The sequence below is a fragment of the Rhizobium aouanii genome, assembly GCF_037002925.1.
GTDB classification, from domain to species: Bacteria; Pseudomonadota; Alphaproteobacteria; order Rhizobiales; family Rhizobiaceae; genus Rhizobium; species Rhizobium aouanii.
The window spans coordinates 124,007-143,085 of the sequence record NZ_JBAMYD010000001.1 but is presented as its reverse complement, the minus strand read 5'-3'; the positions used below and the strand labels follow the sequence as shown (position 1 = coordinate 143,085).

Below are 19,079 nucleotides of genomic sequence, written 5' to 3'. Positions count from 1 at the left end.
CATTTTTGTGGAACACCCTGGATGCGGATAACTTTAGACGGGATGGGCATAAATCATCCGCATCCAGATCACAGAAATAGAGCAGGATGTCGTCCGAAAACCCGCGCGCACTTTTCAGCGTCATGCCCTGAAACCGATACGGGCGGGAACCGAAGTTCCCGCCCGATTTACTCGACAAAGGAAGGTTGAATACCGTTTATTCCGCCGCGAGCCGGATGACCTCCGCCTCTTCTTCCTTGTGTTCGTCCGGCTTGTGCTGGATGAGCGGACGGTTGCCCGTCAGCCGCCGCAACAGCACATAGAACACCGGCGTCATGAAGATGCCGAAGAAGGTCACGCCGATCATGCCCGAGAAGACCGCGACACCCATGGCCGCGCGCATTTCCGCGCCCGCGCCTGTGGAGACGACGAGCGGCACCACACCCATGATGAAGGCGAGCGAAGTCATCAAGATCGGGCGAAGGCGAAGGCGGCTGGCCTCGATCGCGGCCTCCCGCGGTGTCCTTCCCTCGAACTCCAGTTCGCGGGCGAATTCGACGATCAGGATCGCGTTCTTCGCCGATAGACCGACAAGCACCACAAGACCGATCTGGGTGAAGATGTTGTTGTCTCCACCGGTGAGCCAGACGCCGGTCAGCGCAGCCAGCACGCCCATCGGCACGATCATGATGATCGCAAGCGGCAGCGTCAGGCTTTCATACTGGGCGGCCAGCACGAGGAAGACGAGCAACAGTGCCAGGGGGAAGACGACGATGCTCGAATTGCCGGCCAGGATCTGCTGATAGGTCAGATCCGTCCATTCGAAGTCGATGCCCGCAGGCAGGGTCTCGTGAAGGATCTTCTCGATTGCCGCCTGCGCCTGACCCGACGAGAAGCCCGGTGCCGGACCGCCGTTGATATCGGCGGCAAGGAAGCCGTTGTAGCGGTTCGCGCGTTCCGGACCGGTGCTCGGTTCCACCTTCAAGAGGGCCGAAAGCGGGATCATCTCACCTGATGCCGACCGGACCTTCAACTGGCCGATATCTTCCGGCTGGGCACGGAATTTCGCATCGGCCTGTACACGGACGCTGTAGGTGCGGCCGAAGGCGTTGAAGTCGTTCACATAGAGCGAACCGAGATAGATCTGCAGCGTCTGGAAAACGTCGGTGACGGAAACCCCGAGCTGCTCGGCCTTGGCACGGTCGAGATCGGCATAGAGCTGCGGCACATTGATCTGGAAGCTGGAGAACAGCCCGGCGAGCTCAGGCGTCTGATAGGCTTTTGCAAGGACGGCCTTGGTCGCCTCGTCGAGCGCCTGATTGCCGAGGCCGGCACGATCCTCGATCTGCAGCTTGAAACCGCCCGTCGTGCCGAGACCGTTGACCGGCGGCGGCGGGAACATGGCGATGAAGGCATCCTGGATGACGCCGAACTTCTGGTTCAGCGCCATGGCGATTGCGCCGCCCGAGAGATCAGGCGTCTTGCGCTCTTCGAAGTCCTTCAGCGTCACGAAGACGATGCCGGCATTCGAGGAGTTGGTGAAGCCGTTGATCGACAGGCCCGGGAAGGCAATCGCATTGGCAACGCCCGGCTGCGCCAGCGCGATGTCGGTCATGCGCTTGATGACGTCTTCCGTGCGGTCAAGGCTTGCGGCATCCGGCAACTGGGCAAAGCCGATCAGATACTGCTTGTCCTGCGACGGCACGAAGCCGCCGGGGACCGTGCTGAACAGGCTGTAGGTCGTACCGACCAGCGCCAGATAGATCACCATGACGATGCTCTTGCGCGACAACAGCCCGCCAACGCCCTTGCCGTAGGCGTTCGAGCCCGCGCCGAAGACACGGTTGAAGCCGCGGAAGAACCAGCCGAAGATAGCGTCCATGAACCGCGTCAGCCAATCCTTCGGCTGATCATGGCTCTTCAGGAGAAGGGCTGCCAGAGCCGGAGACAGCGTGAGCGAGTTGAAGGCCGAGATGACGGTCGAAATCGCGATCGTCAGCGCGAACTGGCGGTAGAACTGACCCGACAGACCGGAGATGAAGGCAAGCGGCACGAAGACCGCGACGAGCACCAGCGCGATCGCGACGATCGGACCGGAGACTTCCCTCATCGCCTTGTAGGTGGCAGCCCGCGGCGACAGGCCTTCCTCGATATTGCGCTCGACGTTTTCGACCACCACGATCGCGTCGTCGACAACGATACCGATCGCAAGCACCAGTCCGAACAGGCTGAGCGCGTTGATCGAGAAGCCGAAGACATACATGACCGCGAAAGTGCCGATGATCGAGACAGGAACCGCGATCAGCGGGATGATCGAGGCGCGCCACGTCTGCAGGAACAGGATGACGACGAGGACGACGAGCGCGATGGCTTCGAGCAGCGTGTCGATGACCTTCTCGATCGAGGCCCGCACGAATTTCGTCGTATCGTAGACGATCTCGTATTTGACGCCCTCAGGCATGGCGAGCTGCAGCTGATCCATGGTCGCGTTCACATTGTCCGCGATCTCGATCGCGTTCGAACCGGGCGCCTGAAGAACCGCGACGGCAACGGCCGGCTTGCCGTCGAGCAGCGAACGCAGCGTGTAGTCCGCAGCACCGAGCTCGATACGGGCGACATCGCGAAGGCGGGTGATCTCGCCATTGGCGCCCGTCTTGACGATGATGTTGCCGAACTCCTCGGGCGTGCGCAGGCGGCCCTGGGCATTGACGTTGAGCTGCAGGTCCACACCAGGCTGGCTCGGCGATGCGCCGATGATACCGGCGGCGGCCTGGATGTTCTGGGAACTGATCGCGCTGCTGATGTCGCTGGCGGCAAGATTGTGCTCGGCTGCCTTCTGCGGGTCGATCCAGACACGCATGGAATAGTCGCCGGCGCCGAAGACCTGCACCTGACCGACGCCTGCGATGCGGGCGAGCCGATCCTTGACGTTGAGCGTCGCGTAATTGCGAAGATAGGTGATGTCGTGATTGTTCCCGTCGGAGACGAGGTTGACGACCATGATGAAGTTGGGTGAGCTCTTGACTGTGGTGATGCCGAGCGAACGGACTTCCGCCGGCAGGCGCGGTTCGGCCTGTGAAACGCGGTTCTGCACAAGCTGCTGCGCCTTATCGGGATCGGTGCCGAGCTTGAAGGTGACGGTGACGTTGAGCACGCCGTCCGATGTCGCCTGGCTGGCCATATAGAGCATGCCTTCGACGCCGTTGATCTGCTCTTCGAGCGGCGTCGCCACCGTTTCGGCGATGACGCTTGGGTTGGCGCCGGGATAGGTAGCGCGCACGACGATCGACGGCGGCACGACCTCCGGATATTCGGAAATCGGCAGCGCGCGCAGGCCGATCAGGCCGGCAACCAGGATGAGGACCGAAAGAACGCCGGCAAAGACCGGGCGGTCGACAAAGAATCTGGAGATGTTCATATCAAAGCCCTCTCCGGGGTGAACATGGATGCAAAGTCCCTCTCCGGCGGTTTGGGAGCCGCCGGCGGGTCGTATCATTTCGAGTATTGGCCCTCCCCCTCAGGGGAAGGCGAAAGTCTTTACTGCGCGGTCGCGACCTTCTCTTCCATCTGAGGCGCGACGACTGCGCCTGGACGGATGCGCTGCAGACCGTTGACGACGATCTTCTCGCCGACGTTCAGGCCGCCATCGACCACCCGCTGACCGTCAGCCACGGTGCCGAGCTGGACCTGCCGATAGGCGACCTTGTTCTCGCCATCGACGACGAAGACGAACTTCTTGTCCTGGTCCGTGCCGACGGCGCGGTCACTGATGACGATCTTGTTCTCGGCCTTCGGCTGGCCCATGCGCACCCGCACGAACTGGCCGGGGATGAGACGTCCGCCCGGATTATCGAAGACGGCGCGAACGCCGATCGTGCCGCTTGATGCATCGACCTCGTTGTCGATCAGTTGCAGCTTGCCCTTGATCGGCGTGCCTGTATCGGTCAGCGTGCCGACCTCGACCGGAATCTCTTCGACCGGAGGCAGGGCGCTGTCCGTCTGCGGAAGCTGGGCGAGCGCCCGCGTCACCATCTCTTCGCTGGCATTGAAGCTCGCATAGATCGGATCGACCGAAACGAGCGTCGTCAGCGCCGGCGAGGCCGACCCGGCCGCCACAAGGTTACCGGCGGTCACCTCGATCTTGCCGATGCGGCCGGACACCGGAGCCCGCACCTCAGTATAATCGAGATCGAGCTGGGCCGATTGCAGTGCGGCCTGCGCCGAACGCAGTCCCGCCTGGGCCTCAGCCAGCGCACTCTGACGCTGATCGAGATCGCTCTGCGAGATGGTGCGGTTGTCGGAAAGCCTGCGGCCGCGGTCGAGTTCGGTCTGCGCCAGACTGACCTTGGCTTCGGCCGAAGCGACTTGGCCTTGCGCCTGCGCCACGCTCGCCTGGTAGGGAGCCGGGTCGATGGTGAAGAGCAGGTCGCCCTGTTTCACCAGCGCCCCTTCGCGGAACGCCACCGAGAGGATGGCGCCGGCGACACGGGAACGCACCTGCACCCGGTCGACTGCTTCGAGACGGCCGGAGAAACTTTCCCAGGCCGTCACGTCGCGCGCCGCGACGACGGCAACCGTCACCGGCACAGCGGGAGCCTGCGCGGGGGCGGAAGCAGCCGTGGCGGTCGTGCTCATCGGCAATTCGAAAAACAACGCAGCGCCGGAAATGGACGCAATAAGGGCTATGCCGGCGCCCATCAGGGCCCAGCGCTTACTTCTGGACGTCATTAGTACTCTCCTTGCGGCTCTAAGCCGCCGAAATATCAGGTCTTCTTCAATGCAATTGCGGTTGGACGCTTACCTCCCGAAGGAAGCTTCCGAAATGGCGGCTGACGTTTTCCTGCCAGTCGGGCGCTCCGTCGGATTTCCCACCATATATCGAGGGCCAGCCCGTCCCGGCGGGAAGGACATGCTGGCGCACACCGACGCCGGCCTGTTTCAGGCGGACACCGTAACCAATCGTTTCGTCGTGCAGAGGATCATCCTCCGCGGTAAATATCAGCGCTGGCGCGACGCCTGAAATACGCGAACAGAGGCAAGGCGCCGCATAGGGGTGGCAACCGCCGCCGCTCAGATAGTGGCTCCAGCCCTCCGTCCAGCGCTGGCGCATGCCGATGGCTTCAGCCTTGCGGATCGAGGAAGTGCCCATGAAGGGATCGAGCAGTGGCGAAATCAGAACCTGGCCGTCGAGCGCGTCCGGCATCTGGTCGCGCGCCTTCAGCGCCACGCCGGCGGCAACATTGCCGCCCGCCTCCTCGCCGGCGACGAAGAGCAACGACTTACGGTCGCCAAGCCCGGCGCGTTTGTTGGCGAGATAGGTAAAAACGGAGAAGGAAACTTCCAGCGCCTTCGGAAATATGTTGCCGGACAGCGTGCTGTAATCAGCGTCGACGACGATGGCGCCGGCTTTGGCGAGGCTCATCGCTACCGGCCGGTCGGCCGCCTTGTCGCTGTCGAGAAAAGCCCCGCCGTGCAGGTAAAGCACAATCGGCGGGCCCTTACCATAATCGGCGCCCATGTAGATACGTGCGGAAACGGGGCCGATAGCCACCTTATCCAGCATCATATCTTTCCATTCCACCGTCATGGTTCCGGTCTCTTTTGCGTCAGCCACAAGCCGACAACGGCTGCCGCTTGCATTTTGCATAAAAAAGATATTGTTATTCCAACCAGGGAATAAGAAGCTATAACGCGATAACACTGTTCCAGATCTCGAACAATGGTGCAACGCAAACTGCGGATTTGAAACCGATGGATCAGCTCTCGGCAATGCGCGTCTTCATTCGTGTTGTGGAGACGGGCAATTTCACCCGCGCCGCCGACATGCTCGCCATGCCCAAGGCGACGGTGACCAATCTCATCCAGGGCCTGGAAGCGCATCTGCGCACCAAGCTTTTGAACCGTACCACGCGCCGGGTCATGGTGACCACGGACGGCGCGCTTTATTACGAGCGCGCCGCCCATATCATTTCGGAGTTGGAGGAACTCGACGGCAGCCTTTCCAATTCGCAGAGCCTGCCGAGCGGGCGGCTGCGCGTCGAGATGGCCGGCGCTTTCGCCGATTGGATCGTCGTTCCGGCACTTTGCGATTTCTATCAGCGTTATCCCGATATCCGTATCGACCTCGGCGTCGGCGACCGCACGGTCGATTATCTTGCAGAAAATGTCGATTGCGCGCTGAGGGCCGGCACGCCGGCCGACCAGTCGCTGATTGCGCGGCGCGTCTCCGAAGTCGAGATGATCACCTGTGCTGCGCCGAGCTACATCCAGAAATTCGGCATGCCCGAGCGGCCCGAGGATCTGGAGGCGGATCATTACACCGTCAACTATTTCCGCGCCCAGAACAACCGGACGCTGCCCTTCGAATTCCGCCGGCACAACGAGGTGATCGAGACCAGTCCGCGTTACATCGCCTCGGTCAATGATAGCCGCACCTATCTGACGGCGGCGCTGACCGGCCTCGGCATCGCGCAGGTGCCGATCTTCATGGCGCGCGAGCCGATGGCAAAGGGCGAACTTGTTCGCGTGCTGCCGGACTGGCGCCGCGATCCGCTGCCGCTCTATGTGGTCTATCCGCCGAACCGCCATCTCAGCAACAAGGTCCGCGTCTTCGTCGACTGGCTGGTGAAACTTCTGGTCGAGGCGAGACTGAACGACGGCTGAGCGCCAAGACAAATACGGCCCGGAAGGCGGGGGAAACCTTCGACGGGCCGCAATCTGCAACTTTGAACATCAAGCCTGTCGCACCGTAGCAAGGGCGCGGCAGGCGCTGGAGGTTCGCAAAGAGAGTGGCAGGGAATTCCACTCTCTCGCGATAGAGCAGATATACGCACTCCCCGCAGCATTATAAGGGAAAATTCCGCAATCGCATTCACATATTTGCGATGACGGCGGGCCGCCGCCGGCTTCGTCAGATCACGCCGCCATTGGCGCGTAGCGTCTGGCCGTTGATCCAGCCGCCGTCCGGGCCGGCGAGGAAGGCAACCGCAGAAGCGATGTCTTCCGCTGTGCCGAGGCGTTCCAGCGGGTTCATTTTCGCCGTGCGGGCGATGAGTTCGTCCGACTTGCCGTTGAGGAAAAGGTCGGTGGCGACGGGGCCGGGCGCGACGGCGTTGACGGTGATGTTGCGGCCGCGCATCTCCTTGGCCATGATCGCCGTCAGCGTTTCCACGGCAGCCTTGGTAGCGGCGTAGACGCCGTAGGTTTCGAGCTTCAGGCCGACGACTGAGGTCGAGAAGTTGACGACTCGGCCGCCGTCGCGCAGACGCTTGGCTGCCTCGCGCAACGTATTGAAGGTGCCCTTCAGATTGACGCCGATCTGGCGGTCGAAATTGGCGTCGTCGGCCTCGGCAAGCGCAGAGAGCATCATGATGCCGGCATTGTTGACGAGCACATCGACGCCGCCGAAAGCGGTTTCCGCGGCATCGAACATGCGGCGGACGGCTTCGGTGTCGCTGACATCGGCTTTCGCCGTCAGCGCCTTGCCGCCGGCCTGCTCGATCTTCTTTGCCAGTTCCTCGGCCGAAACGGCATTGCCGGAATAATTGATGACGACGGTGAAACCGTCCTTGGCGAGACGCTCGGCGACCGCTGCACCAATGCCGCGGGACGAGCCGGTCACCAATGCGACCTTGTTTTCGTTGGAAGCCATTGTCCTTCTCCTTCATTCTGCGCCGCAGCGCGTTTTCGATGAGGAGAAGATGCGCCTTTTCCTTTTGCGGATAATCGGGCATTATTCGGCATTACTATCCGGGAATAGCGAACAAACAGATGGACAGATTTGACGCCATGCGCGTGTTTTGCCGTGTCGTGGAACGCCGCAGCTTCACGCTTGCCGCCGAGGACACCGGCCTGCCGCGCTCGACCGTCACCGATGCGGTCAAGGGGCTGGAAGCCCGCCTCGGCGTGCGCCTGCTCCAGCGCACGACGCGCCATGTCAGTCCGACGCTCGATGGCGAAGCCTATTACCAGCGCTGCCTGTCGATCCTTGCCGATATTGAAGAAGCCGAAGGCGCCTTTGCCGGCGCCAGGCCGAAGGGCATGCTGCGTGTCGACGTGCACGGCACGCTCGTCCGCCATTTCGTGCTGCCGAGCCTGCCGTCCTTCCTGGAGACCTATCCGGAGATCGAATTCTACATGAGCGAGGGCGATCGGCTGGTCGATCTCGTGCGTGAGGGCATTGATTGCGTGCTGCGCGTCGGCACGCCTGGAGATAGCGACATGGTCGCCCGGCGCGTCGCCATGCTTGATGAGGTGACACTCGCCTCTCCTGCCTACATTGCCCGCCACGGTCTGCCGCAGCATCCCGACCGGCTTGCCGGCCATCGCATGGTCGGCTTCCACTCCAGCGGCACCGGCAGCCTGCTGCCGCTCGAATTCACCGTCCGCGGCACGGTGCGTGACATCACCATTCCCGCCACCGTCGCGGTCAACGCCGCCGAAAGCTATATTTCAGCGGCGAGGATGGGCCTCGGCATGATCCAGATCCCGCGCTATCACGCCGAAGAAGACCTTGCCGCGGGAACGCTGGTCCAGATACTGCAGGATTTTCCGCTGACCCCGACACCGGTTTCCCTGCTCTACCCCCGCAACCGCCAGCTTTCGCCACGCGTGCGCGTCTTCATCGACTGGCTGGTGAAGGTCTTTGCTCGACAAAATTCCAAAAACGCGCTTCACTAATTTGCGCCTTGCTAATATGAGCGCCCTCGGAGATCGGCCATGGCACTCAACGATATCACCGTCTACCAGACGGAAGATGGCTTCGTCGTCGAGTTCGGCGGCGAAGGCGAAGACAGCATTGCCGTGACGCTGCGGAGCACGCCTGAGTTGACGTCGGAAAACGCCGTCTTGCGGGCCAAAGCCCTGCTTGCCGCAGCGATCGAACCTGTCCATAGCGACGGCGCGCGCAGCAAGGACCCTGCTTTGCTCGAAGAAGAGCTGGAGGAGGGTCTGGAAGATTCCTTCCCGGCGAGCGACCCCGTCTCGGTCACATCATCCTCAATCCCGATGCGCGATCCGAATGCCGGCCGCTGATGTCTCCTGCCGAAAAACATGAAGCGTTTCGGGATGACGGCGAGCGCGCTGAATGTTATCTGCGTCGACCATGACCGATGGTGGAACGATATCAGGTGCGATCGGCACCGGCACCCTCACCGGCGAAAGCCTCAGGACGTTTTTCGAGCGCGATGCGATCGCCGTCTCTCGCGACCTGCTCGGCTGCCATCTGACCGTGGACGGCGTCGGCGGACGCATCACCGAGACCGAAGCCTATTTTCCCGATGACGAGGCCTCGCACAGCTTCCGCGGCCCGACCAAGCGCAACGGCGCAATGTATGGCAAGCCGGGCAATGTCTATATCTACCGCATCTATGGCATGTACTGGTGCCTGAATTTCGTCTGCCATCCGGGTTCGGCTGCACTCATCCGCGCCCTGGAGCCGGAAACGGGAATCCCTCAGATGATGGAGCGGCGCGGCACCGATATGCTGACGGCGCTCTGCAGCGGCCCCGGCAAGCTCTGCCAGGCACTCGGCATCGATATCGGTATCAATGACAGGCTGCTCGATCGCCCGCCCTATGCGATCACGCCGTCAGCACCTGTACCGATCGTCTCGGGAAAACGCATCGGAATCACGAAAAATGCCGAAGCACCATGGCGCTTCGGCATTCAAGGATCGCGTTTTCTCAGCAAGCCATTCCGCTAAAGCAATTCTAGGAAAAGTGCGAAGCGGTTTTTCGTCCGGAATTGCGCGAATCTGGAGTTCATTCCATCACCGCGCTATGGTCGACGGCGGGTGCTGCCTTCGGCTTGCGCAGCAGCAGAACCAGCGGAATGACCGCAAGCGACATCAGCATCAGCAGCTTGAAATCATCCATATAGGCGATGATGGTCGCTTGCAGCGTGATGATCTCGTTGAGCGAGGCGCGGCCGGCCGCCGTCACCGGGCTGAGCCCCTGCGCGGCCACCGCATTGAAGGCGTGGTTGAACGGCGTCACATAGGCCGCGATCGATTCATGATTGCTCTGCGTGTTTTCGACGATCAGCGCCGAGACGATCGAGATGCCGACCGCCGAGCCGATGTTTCGCGACAGGTTGTAGAGACCGGTGCCGTCGCCGCGCATATGGGCGGGCAGCGTGGAAAAAGCGATCGTCGTCAGCGGCACGAACAGAAAGCCGAGGCCGGCGCCCTGGATGAAGCCGACCGAGACGATCGTCCATTGCGAGACGTCGGGTGTCCAGCCGGTCATGTCGTACATTGCCCACGCGGTGAGCCCCAAGCCGAGCGCCAGCAACGCGCGCGTATCGACCTTGCCGACCATCCGCCCGACGATGAACATGCAGAGCATGGTGCCGAGCCCGCGCGGCCCCATGACGATGCCGGCGGTGATGACGGGATAGCCCATCAGCGTCTGCAGATAGGGCGTCATCAGCGCCAGTGAGGCGAGATAGGTAATGCCGACCACGAAGATGAAGATCATGCTGATCGAGAAGTTCTGGTCGAGGAACAGCTTCGGGTTCACGAAGGATTTCTCCGCCGTCAGCGTATGCACGATCAGCAGATAGAAGGCTGAGGCGCAGATCAACGCCTCGAGCATGATCTCACCGGAAGAGAACCAGTTGAGCTGCTCGCCGCGGTCGAGGAAGAGCTGCAGCGCAGCGATGCCGAGGCTCATCATCCCGAAGCCGAACCAGTCCAGTTTGGCCAGCAGATCCCTCTTGGTCTCGGTGACGAAGACGACGATGCCTATGAATGCCAGCGCACCGATCGGCACGTTGATATAAAACACCCAGCGCCAGCTGATATTGTCGGTCAGCCAGCCGCCGATGACAGGCCCAAGCACCGGCCCGACCATGACCGAGACGCCGAAAAGGGCCATCGCCGAACCGCGCTCCTCGACCGTATAGATGTCGAGGAGGATGCCCTGGGAAAGCGGCACCAGCGACGCGCCGAACAGGCCCTGCAACAGGCGGAACGCGACGATCTGGTTCAGCGATTGCGCCAGGCCGCAGAGGACGGAGGCCACCACGAAGCCGGCAATGGCGACGAGCAGCACGCGTTTGCGGCCGAACTTGGCGGCGAGGAAACCCGACGGCGGCGTCATGATCGCCGCCGCGACGATATAGGAGGTCAGCACCCAGTTGATCTGGTCGGCAGAGGCCGACACGCTGCCCTGGATATAGGGCAGCGCCACGTTGGCGATCGTCGTGTCCAGCGCCTGCATGATGACGGCGAGAATGACGCAGGCCGTGATCGCACCGCGATTGGCAATCGGCGTCGCCGGAGAAGCGGGAGCGTTACTCATGATCCTTGCCCTGAGGCCGACCCAGAAGCTTGTTGACGAAATCAGGCAGGCCGCGGGCATGACCGGTCTCGACATCGACCACCGTGCTCATGCCGACGCGCAGCGGCGGCTTGCCGTCGGCGTCCTCGATGCTGACGCGCATCGGAATGCGCTGAACGACCTTCACCCAATTGCCCGTGGTGTTCTGCGCCGGCAGCAGCGAGAAGCTGGAGCCGGAGGCCGGGCTGATGCTCTCGACCTTGCCCTTCCATGTCACGCCGGGATAGGTGTCGACATAGATCTCGGCCGTCTGGCCGGACTTGACATAGGTAAGCTCGGTTTCCTTCGGACTGGCGGCGATCCACAGGTGGTCGGTGGCAACAAGCGAGAAGGCCTGCTGCGAAGCCTGCAGGTAGGAGCCCACCTGCAGGGCGTTGACATTGGTGACGATGCCGTCAAACGGTGCCTTGACGACGCTGTGGTCGAGTTCACGCTGGGCATTGTCGACCTGCGATTTGGCCTGCAGGTAGAGCGGGTTCTCTTCGATCGGTTGGTCGGCATTACCGCCTAGCTGGGCCAGTGTCGTTGCGGCTTCCGCCTTGGCGACGGCAACCTTCTGCTGCGCGGCTTCCAGATTGTGCTTGGCTTCGTCATAGGCCGACTGCGTCGCACTGCCGTTGTTGACGAGGTTCTGCTGCCGGTCAAACTGATCCTGATAATAGGGCAGATCGGCTTGCGCCTGCGTGATCTCGGCAAGCGACTGCTGATAGCTGGCCTTGAGATTCATGATCTGGTTGCGCTGCGCGCCGAGCTGCGCCTTGGCGCCATCAAGCGCGATCTTGAAAGAATCCGACCGCAGGCTGAAGAGCACCTGCCCCGCCTCGACCGCCTGGTTCTCATGGACGTTGATCTGGTCGACGATACCCGAGACATCGGTGGTAAGCCCGACCATGTCGGCCTGGATATAAGCGTTGTCGGTCGACATTACCTGGCCGCCATTGACGTAATAATAACCGCCGACAACGAGTGCCACCGGCAGCAGGGCGAACAGGATCGGCCGCGTGAGACTGCGCCGGCGGCGGACCTTGTTGCCGCCAGGCGCAGCCACGGCGGCAGCCGGCGCTGAATTGGATGAAGGCGCTTCGGCTACCGTTTCTTGCTGTTTCGCTTCGTTGTCTTCGACAGGAGTCTTGGTCTTGACATTGGCGTCAGCAACGACGCGGAGAGGGGATTGATCAGCCATCGTTCGTCTCATTCTCGTCAACCGGGCTCCGGCACGCCTGAACCAGGTTCGTCTTCATTAAGGATAGGATGTGGAAAAGCTGCTCGCGCTGCTCGACTGAGACGCCTTGCAACGCCTCTGCGCGGGTGGTGTCGCCCAACTCGCGCATTTCGGCGAGCAGCGGGTGCGCCTCGTCGCGCATGTAGAGCAGCCAGATACGCCGGTCGGTCGGGTGCTGGCGGCGCTCGATCAGCCCGCGCTCGGCGAGCTTGTCGAGAATGCGAACCAGCGTGATCGGCTCGACTTCGAGGATTTCGGCAAGGCCACCCTGATGGATACCTTCGTTATTCGAGAGATAGGCAAGCGTCTGCCATTGCGACCGGGTCAGCCCAAGGCACTTCGCGCGCTGCTCGAACCGCTTACGCAGCAGCCGTGCGACGTCGTGGAGAAGGAAACCGAGGGTCGGAGTGGCGTTCATGAAAACCTGTGACCGTTATTTATAAGCATCCTTATAATATCGGTAGATATATTGAGCATATGCACGGCACAAGGGCATGGACGGAGATTCAGTAAAGGCGGCTAAAATGCCGCAGACGGGGCCAAGCATAGCCTGCAGTTTCTCCTTTCGCCGTTTACAAGCACCAGCCGGTAGCCGCAGCACAGCTCCGCCCTAATTCAGCGGCAAGAACAGCCTCCTCCGGAGGCGCGCATTGGGGAGCTCGATGGCGTTCTTCGAAAGCATGCTGACGCTGCTGCTGGTGGCGATCGTCTTTCTGCAGTTCTCCAGGAAATTCGGGATCGCGACCTCGCCAGAGCCCGCGTCACGTTGATCGATGCGGCGCTTGCCGAACTCGCCGGCGACGAGGACAAATCCACCCGTATCCTGCGCGACGTCTACACCTCCGAGCGCGAAATCGCCGCTGACGGAAAACACCCGCGGGAGGTCAGCAGGCTCGACAAGCAGCGCCGCAACGCCACCGTCGCGAAACGCCGCAGATTGGCAGCGATGCGCCGCGCCGACGAGATCGACGATGATGTCTTTCACATGCTGGAACAGGAACTCGACTGGGCCGAACTCGCAGCCCTGCCGCCCGGCAGAGACGAGATCGTCGAAAACTGACGCCATGTGTGACGTTTTCATGGATTCCGGAATCGTTACCAATTGGCATTTGCAATTTTTCTCCGCTGCCGTTTATAGTCCAATTCCATAGGGTTACGATTTTTCTGATCGGCATTGCCTGCCGGCCTTCTTTTCCAACGGATTGGACGCCGGAGAAATCACGGGGGCCAGAGGCCTTCGTTCAAAGCAGCAAGACATGAACAGCAGCGCTTCATCTTGAGGTTGGCGGCAGTGAATCGGCCGCCAAGATTGGAGGACCGGCATGACTTACGCGCTTCGACAGATGGTGGTGTTTGGCTGTATCGCCGCATTCATGCCTCTGCCCGCATTGGCCCAGAGCGCCCCGCCGCCCCCGCCCGTCACGGTCGCCAAGCCGGTCGTTCGCGATGTCGTCGATAGCGACGAGTTCATCGGCCGGTTCGAGCCGGTCGACGAAGTCTCCGTTCGTTCGCGCGTCGGTGGTTACCTGCAGGAAATCCATTTCCAGGACGGTGCCTTGGTCAAGCAGGGCGATCTGCTCTTCATCATCGACCAGAGGCCGTTCGTAACCGCGCTCAATCAGGCAAAGGCGACGCTCGAATCGTCGCAGTCCGCCCTGGTCTTTGCCGATGCGCAATATAAGCGCGCGCAATCGCTTGCTGCGAGCGGCAGCCAGTCGGCGCAGACGCTGGAAGATCGCCGCCGCGAATTCAATTCGGCGGAAGCCAATGTCCGCGGCGCGCAGGCCGCAGCCGATCGCGCGTCTCTCGACATGGAATATACCGAGATCAAGGCGCCGCTCAGCGGCCGCATTGACCGCCGGCTGATCTCGGCCGGCAACCTCGTGCAGACCGATCAGACCGTGCTCACCACGATCGTTTCTCTCGACCCGATCGATTTCTATTTCGACGTCGACGAGCGCCGCCTGCTGAATTTCGCCGACACGGCGCGCAAACTGGGCAAGGATCTCCAGCAGGGTGGCGGCGGCTTGGATGTATCGGTCACGATCTCGGATCCCACTGCCAAACCATTCAAGGGAAAGCTCGATTTCGCTGAGAACCGGGTCGACAATGAGAGCGGCACCATTCGTCTGCGTGCCCGCTTCCCCAACCCCGATCTCGTCCTTCAGCCCGGCCTCTTCGGTCGCATACAGGTCGAAGCCTCCAACACCTACCAGGCCATTCTCGTCCCCGACGAGGCAATCGGCTCGGACCAGAATGAGCGCGTCGTCTATGTCGTCGCCGAAGACGGCACGGTGTCGACCAAGCCCGTAAGGCCCGGACCGCGTCTCTACGGCTACCGCGTCATACGCGAGGGCCTCGACGGCACCGAGACGATCATCGTCAACGGCCTGATGCGCGCCCGGCCGGGTGCAAAGATCACGCCTCAGATGACCGAACTGCCGCCGGAGCGGCAGGACACTGCGCCGGAAACCGCCGGCGCGGAGAACGGACAATGAGATTTGCTCATTTTTTCGTAGACCGGCCGATCTTTGCGGCGGTCATCTCGATCCTTTTTCTCGTCGTCGGCAGCATTGCCTATACGCAATTGCCGGTATCGCAGTATCCCGAGATAGCGCCGCCGACAATCGTCGTGCGCACCTCTTATCCGGGTGCCGACCCGCAGACGATCGCCGATACCGTTTCGACGCCGCTTGAACAACAGATCAACGGCGTCGAAGACATGCTTTACATGTCGTCCTACTCCAGCGCCGACGGCGCCATGTCGCTGACGATCACCTTCAAGCTCGGCACCGATCTCGACAAGGTCCAGGTGCTTGTCCAGAACCGCGTTTCCATCGCCCTTCCCCGTCTTCCCGAGGAAGTCCAGCGGCTTGGCGTAACCACCGACAAAAGCTCGCCCGATCTGATGATGGTGGTGCACCTGCTTTCGCCATCGCACCGCTATGACCAGCTTTACGTCTCGAACTACGCCCGCAACCGTATCCGTGACGTTCTCGTTCGCCTTGACGGCGTCGGCGACGTGCAGCTCTTCGGCGAGCGCCAGTATTCGATGCGAATCTGGCTGGACCCGGAAAAGCTCTCCGCCTACGGGATGACATCCGACGACGTCGTCGCTGCGCTGAGAGATCAGAATGTCCAGGTGTCAGGCGGCAAGATCGGTGCCCCACCCGTCACCGGCAAGAATGCATTCGAATATACGGTGCGAACGGACGGCCGCTTCTCCGACGTGCGCGAGTTCCGATATGTCATTGTGAAATCGACGACATCGGGCCGGCTCGTACAGTTGCAGGATGTCGCCCGGATAGAACTCGGCGCACAGGATTACGTCACCAACAGTTATCTCAACAACGATCCCGCGGTTGCCCTCGGCATCTTCGCCCGGCCGGGAACCAACGCCCTGGACACCGCCCATCAAGTCCAGACGATCATGAAGGACATATCCCAGAATTTCCCGCAGGGCCTGGAATATCGCATCGTCTATGACACGACCGAATTCATCTCGGACTCGATCACTGAGGTCTATCGAACCATCGCCGAAGCGGCCATCCTGGTGGCGATTGTCGTTCTCGTCTTCCTGCAATCCTGGCGAACCGCGATCATTCCCATCATCGCCATCCCGGTATCGCTGATCGGCACCTTCGCCGTTCTGCTGGCCTTCGGCTTCTCGCTCAACATGCTCACCCTGTTCGGCCTCGTGCTGGCAATCGGTATCGTCGTCGACGATGCGATCGTGGTGGTGGAAAATGTCGAGCGCAATCTGGCGCGCGGGATGACGCCGAAACAGGCGTCGCATGTCACGATGGACGAAGTCGGAACCGCCGTCGTCGCCATCTCGCTGGTGCTGATCGCCGTGTTCGTGCCGACAGCCTTCATTCCAGGCATCTCAGGACAATTCTACAGGCAGTTCGCGGTGACGATCTCCGTCACCACTGCAATTTCCGCATTGAATTCGCTGACGCTTTCGCCCGCGCTGGCAGGCATCTTGCTGAAAACCCATGACCATGAAACCAAGCGTACGAATGTCGCGTCCCGTCTGGGAAGAGGGCTTGCAGACGGCTTCAATCATGGATTCGATCGCCTGAGTTCCGGCTATTCATGGACCGTTCGGCATCTGGTCAGCAGCTGGATTGGGTTGACAGCCGCGATGGTCACCTTCGTCTGCCTGCTCGGAGCGACCTGGTACATGGGCACGAAAGTTCCCGCGGGCTTTATCCCGACCATGGACCAGGGTTACGCCATCATCGTCATACAGCTACCTGATGGAGCCTCGCTCGCGCGTACCGATGCCGTCGTCAAGCAGGTGGGCGATATCGCCCGCACCGTGCCCGGCGTCGGCAATGCCGTGCAATTTGCCGGCTTCAGCGGGGCGACGTTCACCAATGCCTCGAATGCCGGCGTCGTCTTCGTCCCGTTCAAATCCTTTGCCGAACGTGAAGAAGGCGGCGAGAACGCCAACAAGATCATTGGCGAGCTTTACGGAAAGCTGCAAAGCATCCAGGAAGCCTTCATCATTGCCATTCCACCGCCATCCGTGCGTGGCGTCGGCAATTCCGGCGGCTTCAAGATGCAGATATCCGATCTCGAAAACGCCGATATGACCCGCGTGCTCGGCCTCGCCCGGCAGATGATGGGTGCGGCGGCAACGACCGAGGGGCTGACCGGCGTCTTTACGACATTCTCCGATGCCAGCCCGCAATACTTCCTGGCGATCGACCGCGACAAGGCGCGTTTCCTGAATGTGCCGATCCCCAACATTTTCAACGCCCTTTCCATCAATCTCGGCGTCGCCTATGTGAACGATTTCAATGCGTTCGGTCGCGTCTACCAAGTTCGCGCCCAGGCCGACCGGCAATACCGCATGGACCGGGATGACATCCTTGCCCTGAAGGTCCGCTCGGCGACCGGCGCGCTGGTTCCGCTCGGAACCCTGATGGACATCCAGGATGCCAGCGGCCCTGCCCTTGTCCAGCGCTACAACATGTATGTCTCGGTGCCGCTTCAGGGCAATCCGACGCCAGGCACGTCGACGGGCGATGCCATCGCCAAGATGGAGGCCTTAGCGGCAAAGATCCTGCCGCAGGGGACGACCTTCGAATGGACCGAACTCGCCTATCAGGAGACCCACACAGGTAACACCGCCATCTACATCTTCGCCCTGTCCGTCGTCTTCGTCTTCCTGGCGCTGGCGGCACAATATGAAAGCTGGGTTCTACCGCTCGCGATCATTCTCATCGTCCCGCTTGCGGTGCTTGCGGCGCTGATCGGGGTCTCGCTAAGGGGAATGGACAACAATGTCCTGACTCAGATCGGTCTGATCGTCCTGATCGGCCTTGCAGCCAAGAACGCCATTCTGATCGTCGAGTTCGCCAGGCAGGCGGAAGACGAGGGCAAGTCGCCGGTGGAGGCGGCCATCGAGGCCAGCCATCTTCGCCTGCGCCCGATCCTGATGACGGCATTCGCCTTCATCTTCGGTGTTCTGCCGCTTGCTATCGCCACCGGCCCCGGCGCCGAAATGCGCCAGTCGCTTGGCACCGCCGTCTTCTCGGGCATGCTCGGCGTGACGATCTTCGGCCTGTTCCTGACCCCGGTCTTCTACGTCGTGCTACGCGGCTGGCGCCGTAAACGGCCGGCCACTGTGGAACCAGCGAAGACAGAGCCGGTCGAGGAAGGGGTCGTCTGAGACGATCTCATCGGCTGAGGAAACGGAAGTCAGGTCGAAAACAGATGCACTCGGCCTTGCCACAAGCGAGCGACGGTGAGTTTGCCGCTGCGATAGGCGCGCGTATCGATATTGAGCCGCTTCGGCCGTATGTCGGGTTCATCGTTCGGCGTATGACCGTGAACGACGAGTTTCGGCAACGGCACCCGGCTTTCGAGAAACCGCTGGCGGATGATAACCAGATCCTCGTCCGTCTGCTCACTGAGCCGCAGCTTCGGATTGATGCCGGCATGCACGAAAATCACGCTCGGCGTCTCCAGCAGGACAGGCATCGCCCGCATGAAATCGATATGCGTACGCGGCAGCGACTGGCGGATGAAGGCATCGAGCTTCGCGCCGGAGGGAAAGACCAGCGGTAGATGCTCCGGATCGAGGCCATAGGATTTGAGCGACTCCGCCGACCCCATCTGCATCCAATCGTCATAGGAGATCCAGCCGTCGATATAGTCGAGCATGGCGACTTCGTGATTGCCGGCAAGGCAGATGCGGTCGAATCCATTAGGTGGAGGCTCCATCAGATGGGTGATGACCTGTGCCGACTCAGGGCCGCGGTCGATATAGTCGCCGAGCGTGACGATCAGCTTTCGCCCGGGCAGCCGCGCGCCATCACGCAGGATCGCCTCCTCGGCTTTCACAAGCAGATCGTACCGACCGTGAATATCGCCGATCGCATAGGTTGGGATCGCGGCAATATCCAGCGTCAGGCGCGGTCTCGGCTGGCGTGCCATTTTCGAAACCTCGCTGTTGCGAGCACGAGAGTCGCTCATCATATTTCTCGATCAAGGAAGCCCCACTTCACCGTAAGTAGCGTGGA

Annotated in this window: 14 protein-coding genes and 1 pseudogene; 7 read left to right on the top strand and 8 right to left on the bottom strand. The window is 61.4% G+C overall.

Annotation, left to right across the window (positions count from 1 at the left end; all coding sequences use genetic code 11):
* Positions 1 to 196 precede the first annotated feature (196 nt).
* The 3 genes from V8P77_RS00695 to V8P77_RS00685 all read right to left on the bottom strand — a co-directional run bounded on the left by V8P77_RS00695 (position 197) and on the right by V8P77_RS00685 (position 5,566).
* The gene (locus V8P77_RS00695; RefSeq protein ID WP_335910205.1) at positions 197 to 3,397 is read right to left on the bottom strand and encodes an efflux RND transporter permease subunit; all 3,201 of its coding nucleotides are present in this window, start codon (positions 3,395 to 3,397) and stop codon (positions 197 to 199) included.
* A 119-nt stretch (positions 3,398 to 3,516) separates the two neighbouring features.
* Positions 3,517 to 4,707: an efflux RND transporter periplasmic adaptor subunit gene (locus tag V8P77_RS00690; RefSeq protein WP_335910204.1), complete on the bottom strand. Its 1,191-nt coding sequence runs from the start codon at positions 4,705 to 4,707 to the stop codon at positions 3,517 to 3,519.
* Positions 4,708 to 4,753: 46 nt separating this feature from the next.
* On the bottom strand, positions 4,754 to 5,566 hold the full coding sequence (locus V8P77_RS00685) for an alpha/beta hydrolase fold domain-containing protein (RefSeq protein WP_335910203.1): 813 nt from the start codon (positions 5,564 to 5,566) through the stop codon (positions 4,754 to 4,756).
* 164 nt (positions 5,567 to 5,730) lie between these two features.
* Between V8P77_RS00685 and V8P77_RS00680 the strand changes: the two genes are divergently transcribed.
* A complete protein-coding gene (locus V8P77_RS00680; protein ID WP_335910202.1) occupies positions 5,731 to 6,642 on the top strand; it encodes a LysR family transcriptional regulator in 912 nt (303 codons plus the stop codon).
* Positions 6,643 to 6,889: 247 nt separating this feature from the next.
* Here V8P77_RS00680 and V8P77_RS00675 read toward each other — a convergent pair whose 3' ends face one another.
* Entirely contained in the window at positions 6,890 to 7,630 is a 741-nt protein-coding gene (locus V8P77_RS00675) for an SDR family oxidoreductase (RefSeq protein WP_335910201.1), read from the bottom strand.
* A gap of 119 nt (positions 7,631 to 7,749) precedes the next feature.
* On the opposite strand from V8P77_RS00675, the gene V8P77_RS00670 reads away from it, so the two are divergent.
* Genes V8P77_RS00670 through V8P77_RS00660 form a run of 3 tightly spaced genes read left to right on the top strand, consistent with a single transcriptional unit; the run spans position 7,750 to position 9,682 of the window.
* Positions 7,750 to 8,658, top strand: coding sequence for a LysR family transcriptional regulator (locus tag V8P77_RS00670; protein ID WP_335910200.1), 909 nt, complete (start codon positions 7,750 to 7,752; stop codon positions 8,656 to 8,658).
* A 39-nt stretch (positions 8,659 to 8,697) separates the two neighbouring features.
* Positions 8,698 to 9,012: a hypothetical protein gene (locus V8P77_RS00665; protein WP_025395721.1), complete on the top strand. Its 315-nt coding sequence runs from the start codon at positions 8,698 to 8,700 to the stop codon at positions 9,010 to 9,012.
* Positions 9,013 to 9,064: 52 nt separating this feature from the next.
* Positions 9,065 to 9,682, top strand: a complete 618-nt coding sequence (locus V8P77_RS00660) for a DNA-3-methyladenine glycosylase (RefSeq protein WP_168287580.1) — start codon at positions 9,065 to 9,067, stop codon at positions 9,680 to 9,682.
* Positions 9,683 to 9,740: 58 nt separating this feature from the next.
* On the opposite strand, the gene V8P77_RS00655 is transcribed toward V8P77_RS00660, so the two are convergent.
* From V8P77_RS00655 to V8P77_RS00645, 3 genes are read right to left on the bottom strand one after another with little or no spacing between them, the layout of a single operon-like run.
* Positions 9,741 to 11,282 (bottom strand): DHA2 family efflux MFS transporter permease subunit, encoded by a 1,542-nt coding sequence (locus V8P77_RS00655; protein ID WP_335910199.1) that lies wholly within the window; start codon positions 11,280 to 11,282, stop codon positions 9,741 to 9,743.
* Positions 11,275 to 12,504: an HlyD family secretion protein gene (locus tag V8P77_RS00650; RefSeq protein ID WP_335910198.1), complete on the bottom strand. Its 1,230-nt coding sequence runs from the start codon at positions 12,502 to 12,504 to the stop codon at positions 11,275 to 11,277. The genes V8P77_RS00655 and V8P77_RS00650 overlap by 8 nt, the downstream gene beginning before the upstream one ends.
* A complete protein-coding gene (locus V8P77_RS00645) occupies positions 12,497 to 12,961 on the bottom strand; it encodes a MarR family winged helix-turn-helix transcriptional regulator (protein ID WP_335910197.1) in 465 nt (154 codons plus the stop codon). Before V8P77_RS00645 ends, V8P77_RS00650 begins: the two co-directional genes overlap by 8 nt.
* Positions 12,962 to 13,279: 318 nt before the next feature.
* On the opposite strand from V8P77_RS00645, the pseudogene V8P77_RS00640 reads away from it, so the two are divergent.
* The 3 genes and pseudogenes from V8P77_RS00640 to V8P77_RS00630 form a co-directional block, all read left to right on the top strand.
* Positions 13,280 to 13,603, top strand: a pseudogene (locus tag V8P77_RS00640) (cation:proton antiporter); the annotation flags it as partial.
* A 262-nt stretch (positions 13,604 to 13,865) separates the two neighbouring features.
* The gene (locus V8P77_RS00635; RefSeq protein WP_335910196.1) at positions 13,866 to 15,041 is read left to right on the top strand and encodes an efflux RND transporter periplasmic adaptor subunit; all 1,176 of its coding nucleotides are present in this window, start codon (positions 13,866 to 13,868) and stop codon (positions 15,039 to 15,041) included.
* Positions 15,038 to 18,226, top strand: a complete 3,189-nt coding sequence (locus V8P77_RS00630) for an efflux RND transporter permease subunit (RefSeq protein WP_131710030.1) — start codon at positions 15,038 to 15,040, stop codon at positions 18,224 to 18,226. The genes V8P77_RS00635 and V8P77_RS00630 overlap by 4 nt, the downstream gene beginning before the upstream one ends.
* 29 nt (positions 18,227 to 18,255) lie before the next feature.
* Here V8P77_RS00630 and V8P77_RS00625 read toward each other — a convergent pair whose 3' ends face one another.
* Entirely contained in the window at positions 18,256 to 19,032 is a 777-nt protein-coding gene (locus V8P77_RS00625; RefSeq protein WP_335910194.1) for a metallophosphoesterase family protein, read from the bottom strand.
* Positions 19,033 to 19,079 lie beyond the last annotated feature (47 nt).

What these genes read in the sequence shown, in the direction of transcription:
- V8P77_RS00695 (WP_335910205.1), bottom strand. Translation starts at nt 3,397, where the DNA reads ATGAACATCTCCAGATTCTTTGTCGACCGCCCGGTCTTTGCCGGCGTT.
- V8P77_RS00690 (WP_335910204.1), bottom strand. Translation starts at nt 4,707, where the DNA reads ATGACGTCCAGAAGTAAGCGCTGGGCCCTGATGGGCGCCGGCATAGCC.
- V8P77_RS00685 (WP_335910203.1), bottom strand. Translation starts at nt 5,566, where the DNA reads ATGACGGTGGAATGGAAAGATATGATGCTGGATAAGGTGGCTATCGGC.
- V8P77_RS00680 (WP_335910202.1), top strand. Translation starts at nt 5,731, where the DNA reads ATGGATCAGCTCTCGGCAATGCGCGTCTTCATTCGTGTTGTGGAGACG.
- V8P77_RS00675 (WP_335910201.1), bottom strand. Translation starts at nt 7,630, where the DNA reads ATGGCTTCCAACGAAAACAAGGTCGCATTGGTGACCGGCTCGTCCCGC.
- V8P77_RS00670 (WP_335910200.1), top strand. Translation starts at nt 7,750, where the DNA reads ATGGACAGATTTGACGCCATGCGCGTGTTTTGCCGTGTCGTGGAACGC.
- V8P77_RS00665 (WP_025395721.1), top strand. Translation starts at nt 8,698, where the DNA reads ATGGCACTCAACGATATCACCGTCTACCAGACGGAAGATGGCTTCGTC.
- V8P77_RS00660 (WP_168287580.1), top strand. Translation starts at nt 9,065, where the DNA reads ATGTTATCTGCGTCGACCATGACCGATGGTGGAACGATATCAGGTGCG.
- V8P77_RS00655 (WP_335910199.1), bottom strand. Translation starts at nt 11,282, where the DNA reads ATGAGTAACGCTCCCGCTTCTCCGGCGACGCCGATTGCCAATCGCGGT.
- V8P77_RS00650 (WP_335910198.1), bottom strand. Translation starts at nt 12,504, where the DNA reads ATGGCTGATCAATCCCCTCTCCGCGTCGTTGCTGACGCCAATGTCAAG.
- V8P77_RS00645 (WP_335910197.1), bottom strand. Translation starts at nt 12,961, where the DNA reads ATGAACGCCACTCCGACCCTCGGTTTCCTTCTCCACGACGTCGCACGG.
- V8P77_RS00635 (WP_335910196.1), top strand. Translation starts at nt 13,866, where the DNA reads ATGACTTACGCGCTTCGACAGATGGTGGTGTTTGGCTGTATCGCCGCA.
- V8P77_RS00630 (WP_131710030.1), top strand. Translation starts at nt 15,038, where the DNA reads ATGAGATTTGCTCATTTTTTCGTAGACCGGCCGATCTTTGCGGCGGTC.
- V8P77_RS00625 (WP_335910194.1), bottom strand. Translation starts at nt 19,032, where the DNA reads ATGAGCGACTCTCGTGCTCGCAACAGCGAGGTTTCGAAAATGGCACGC.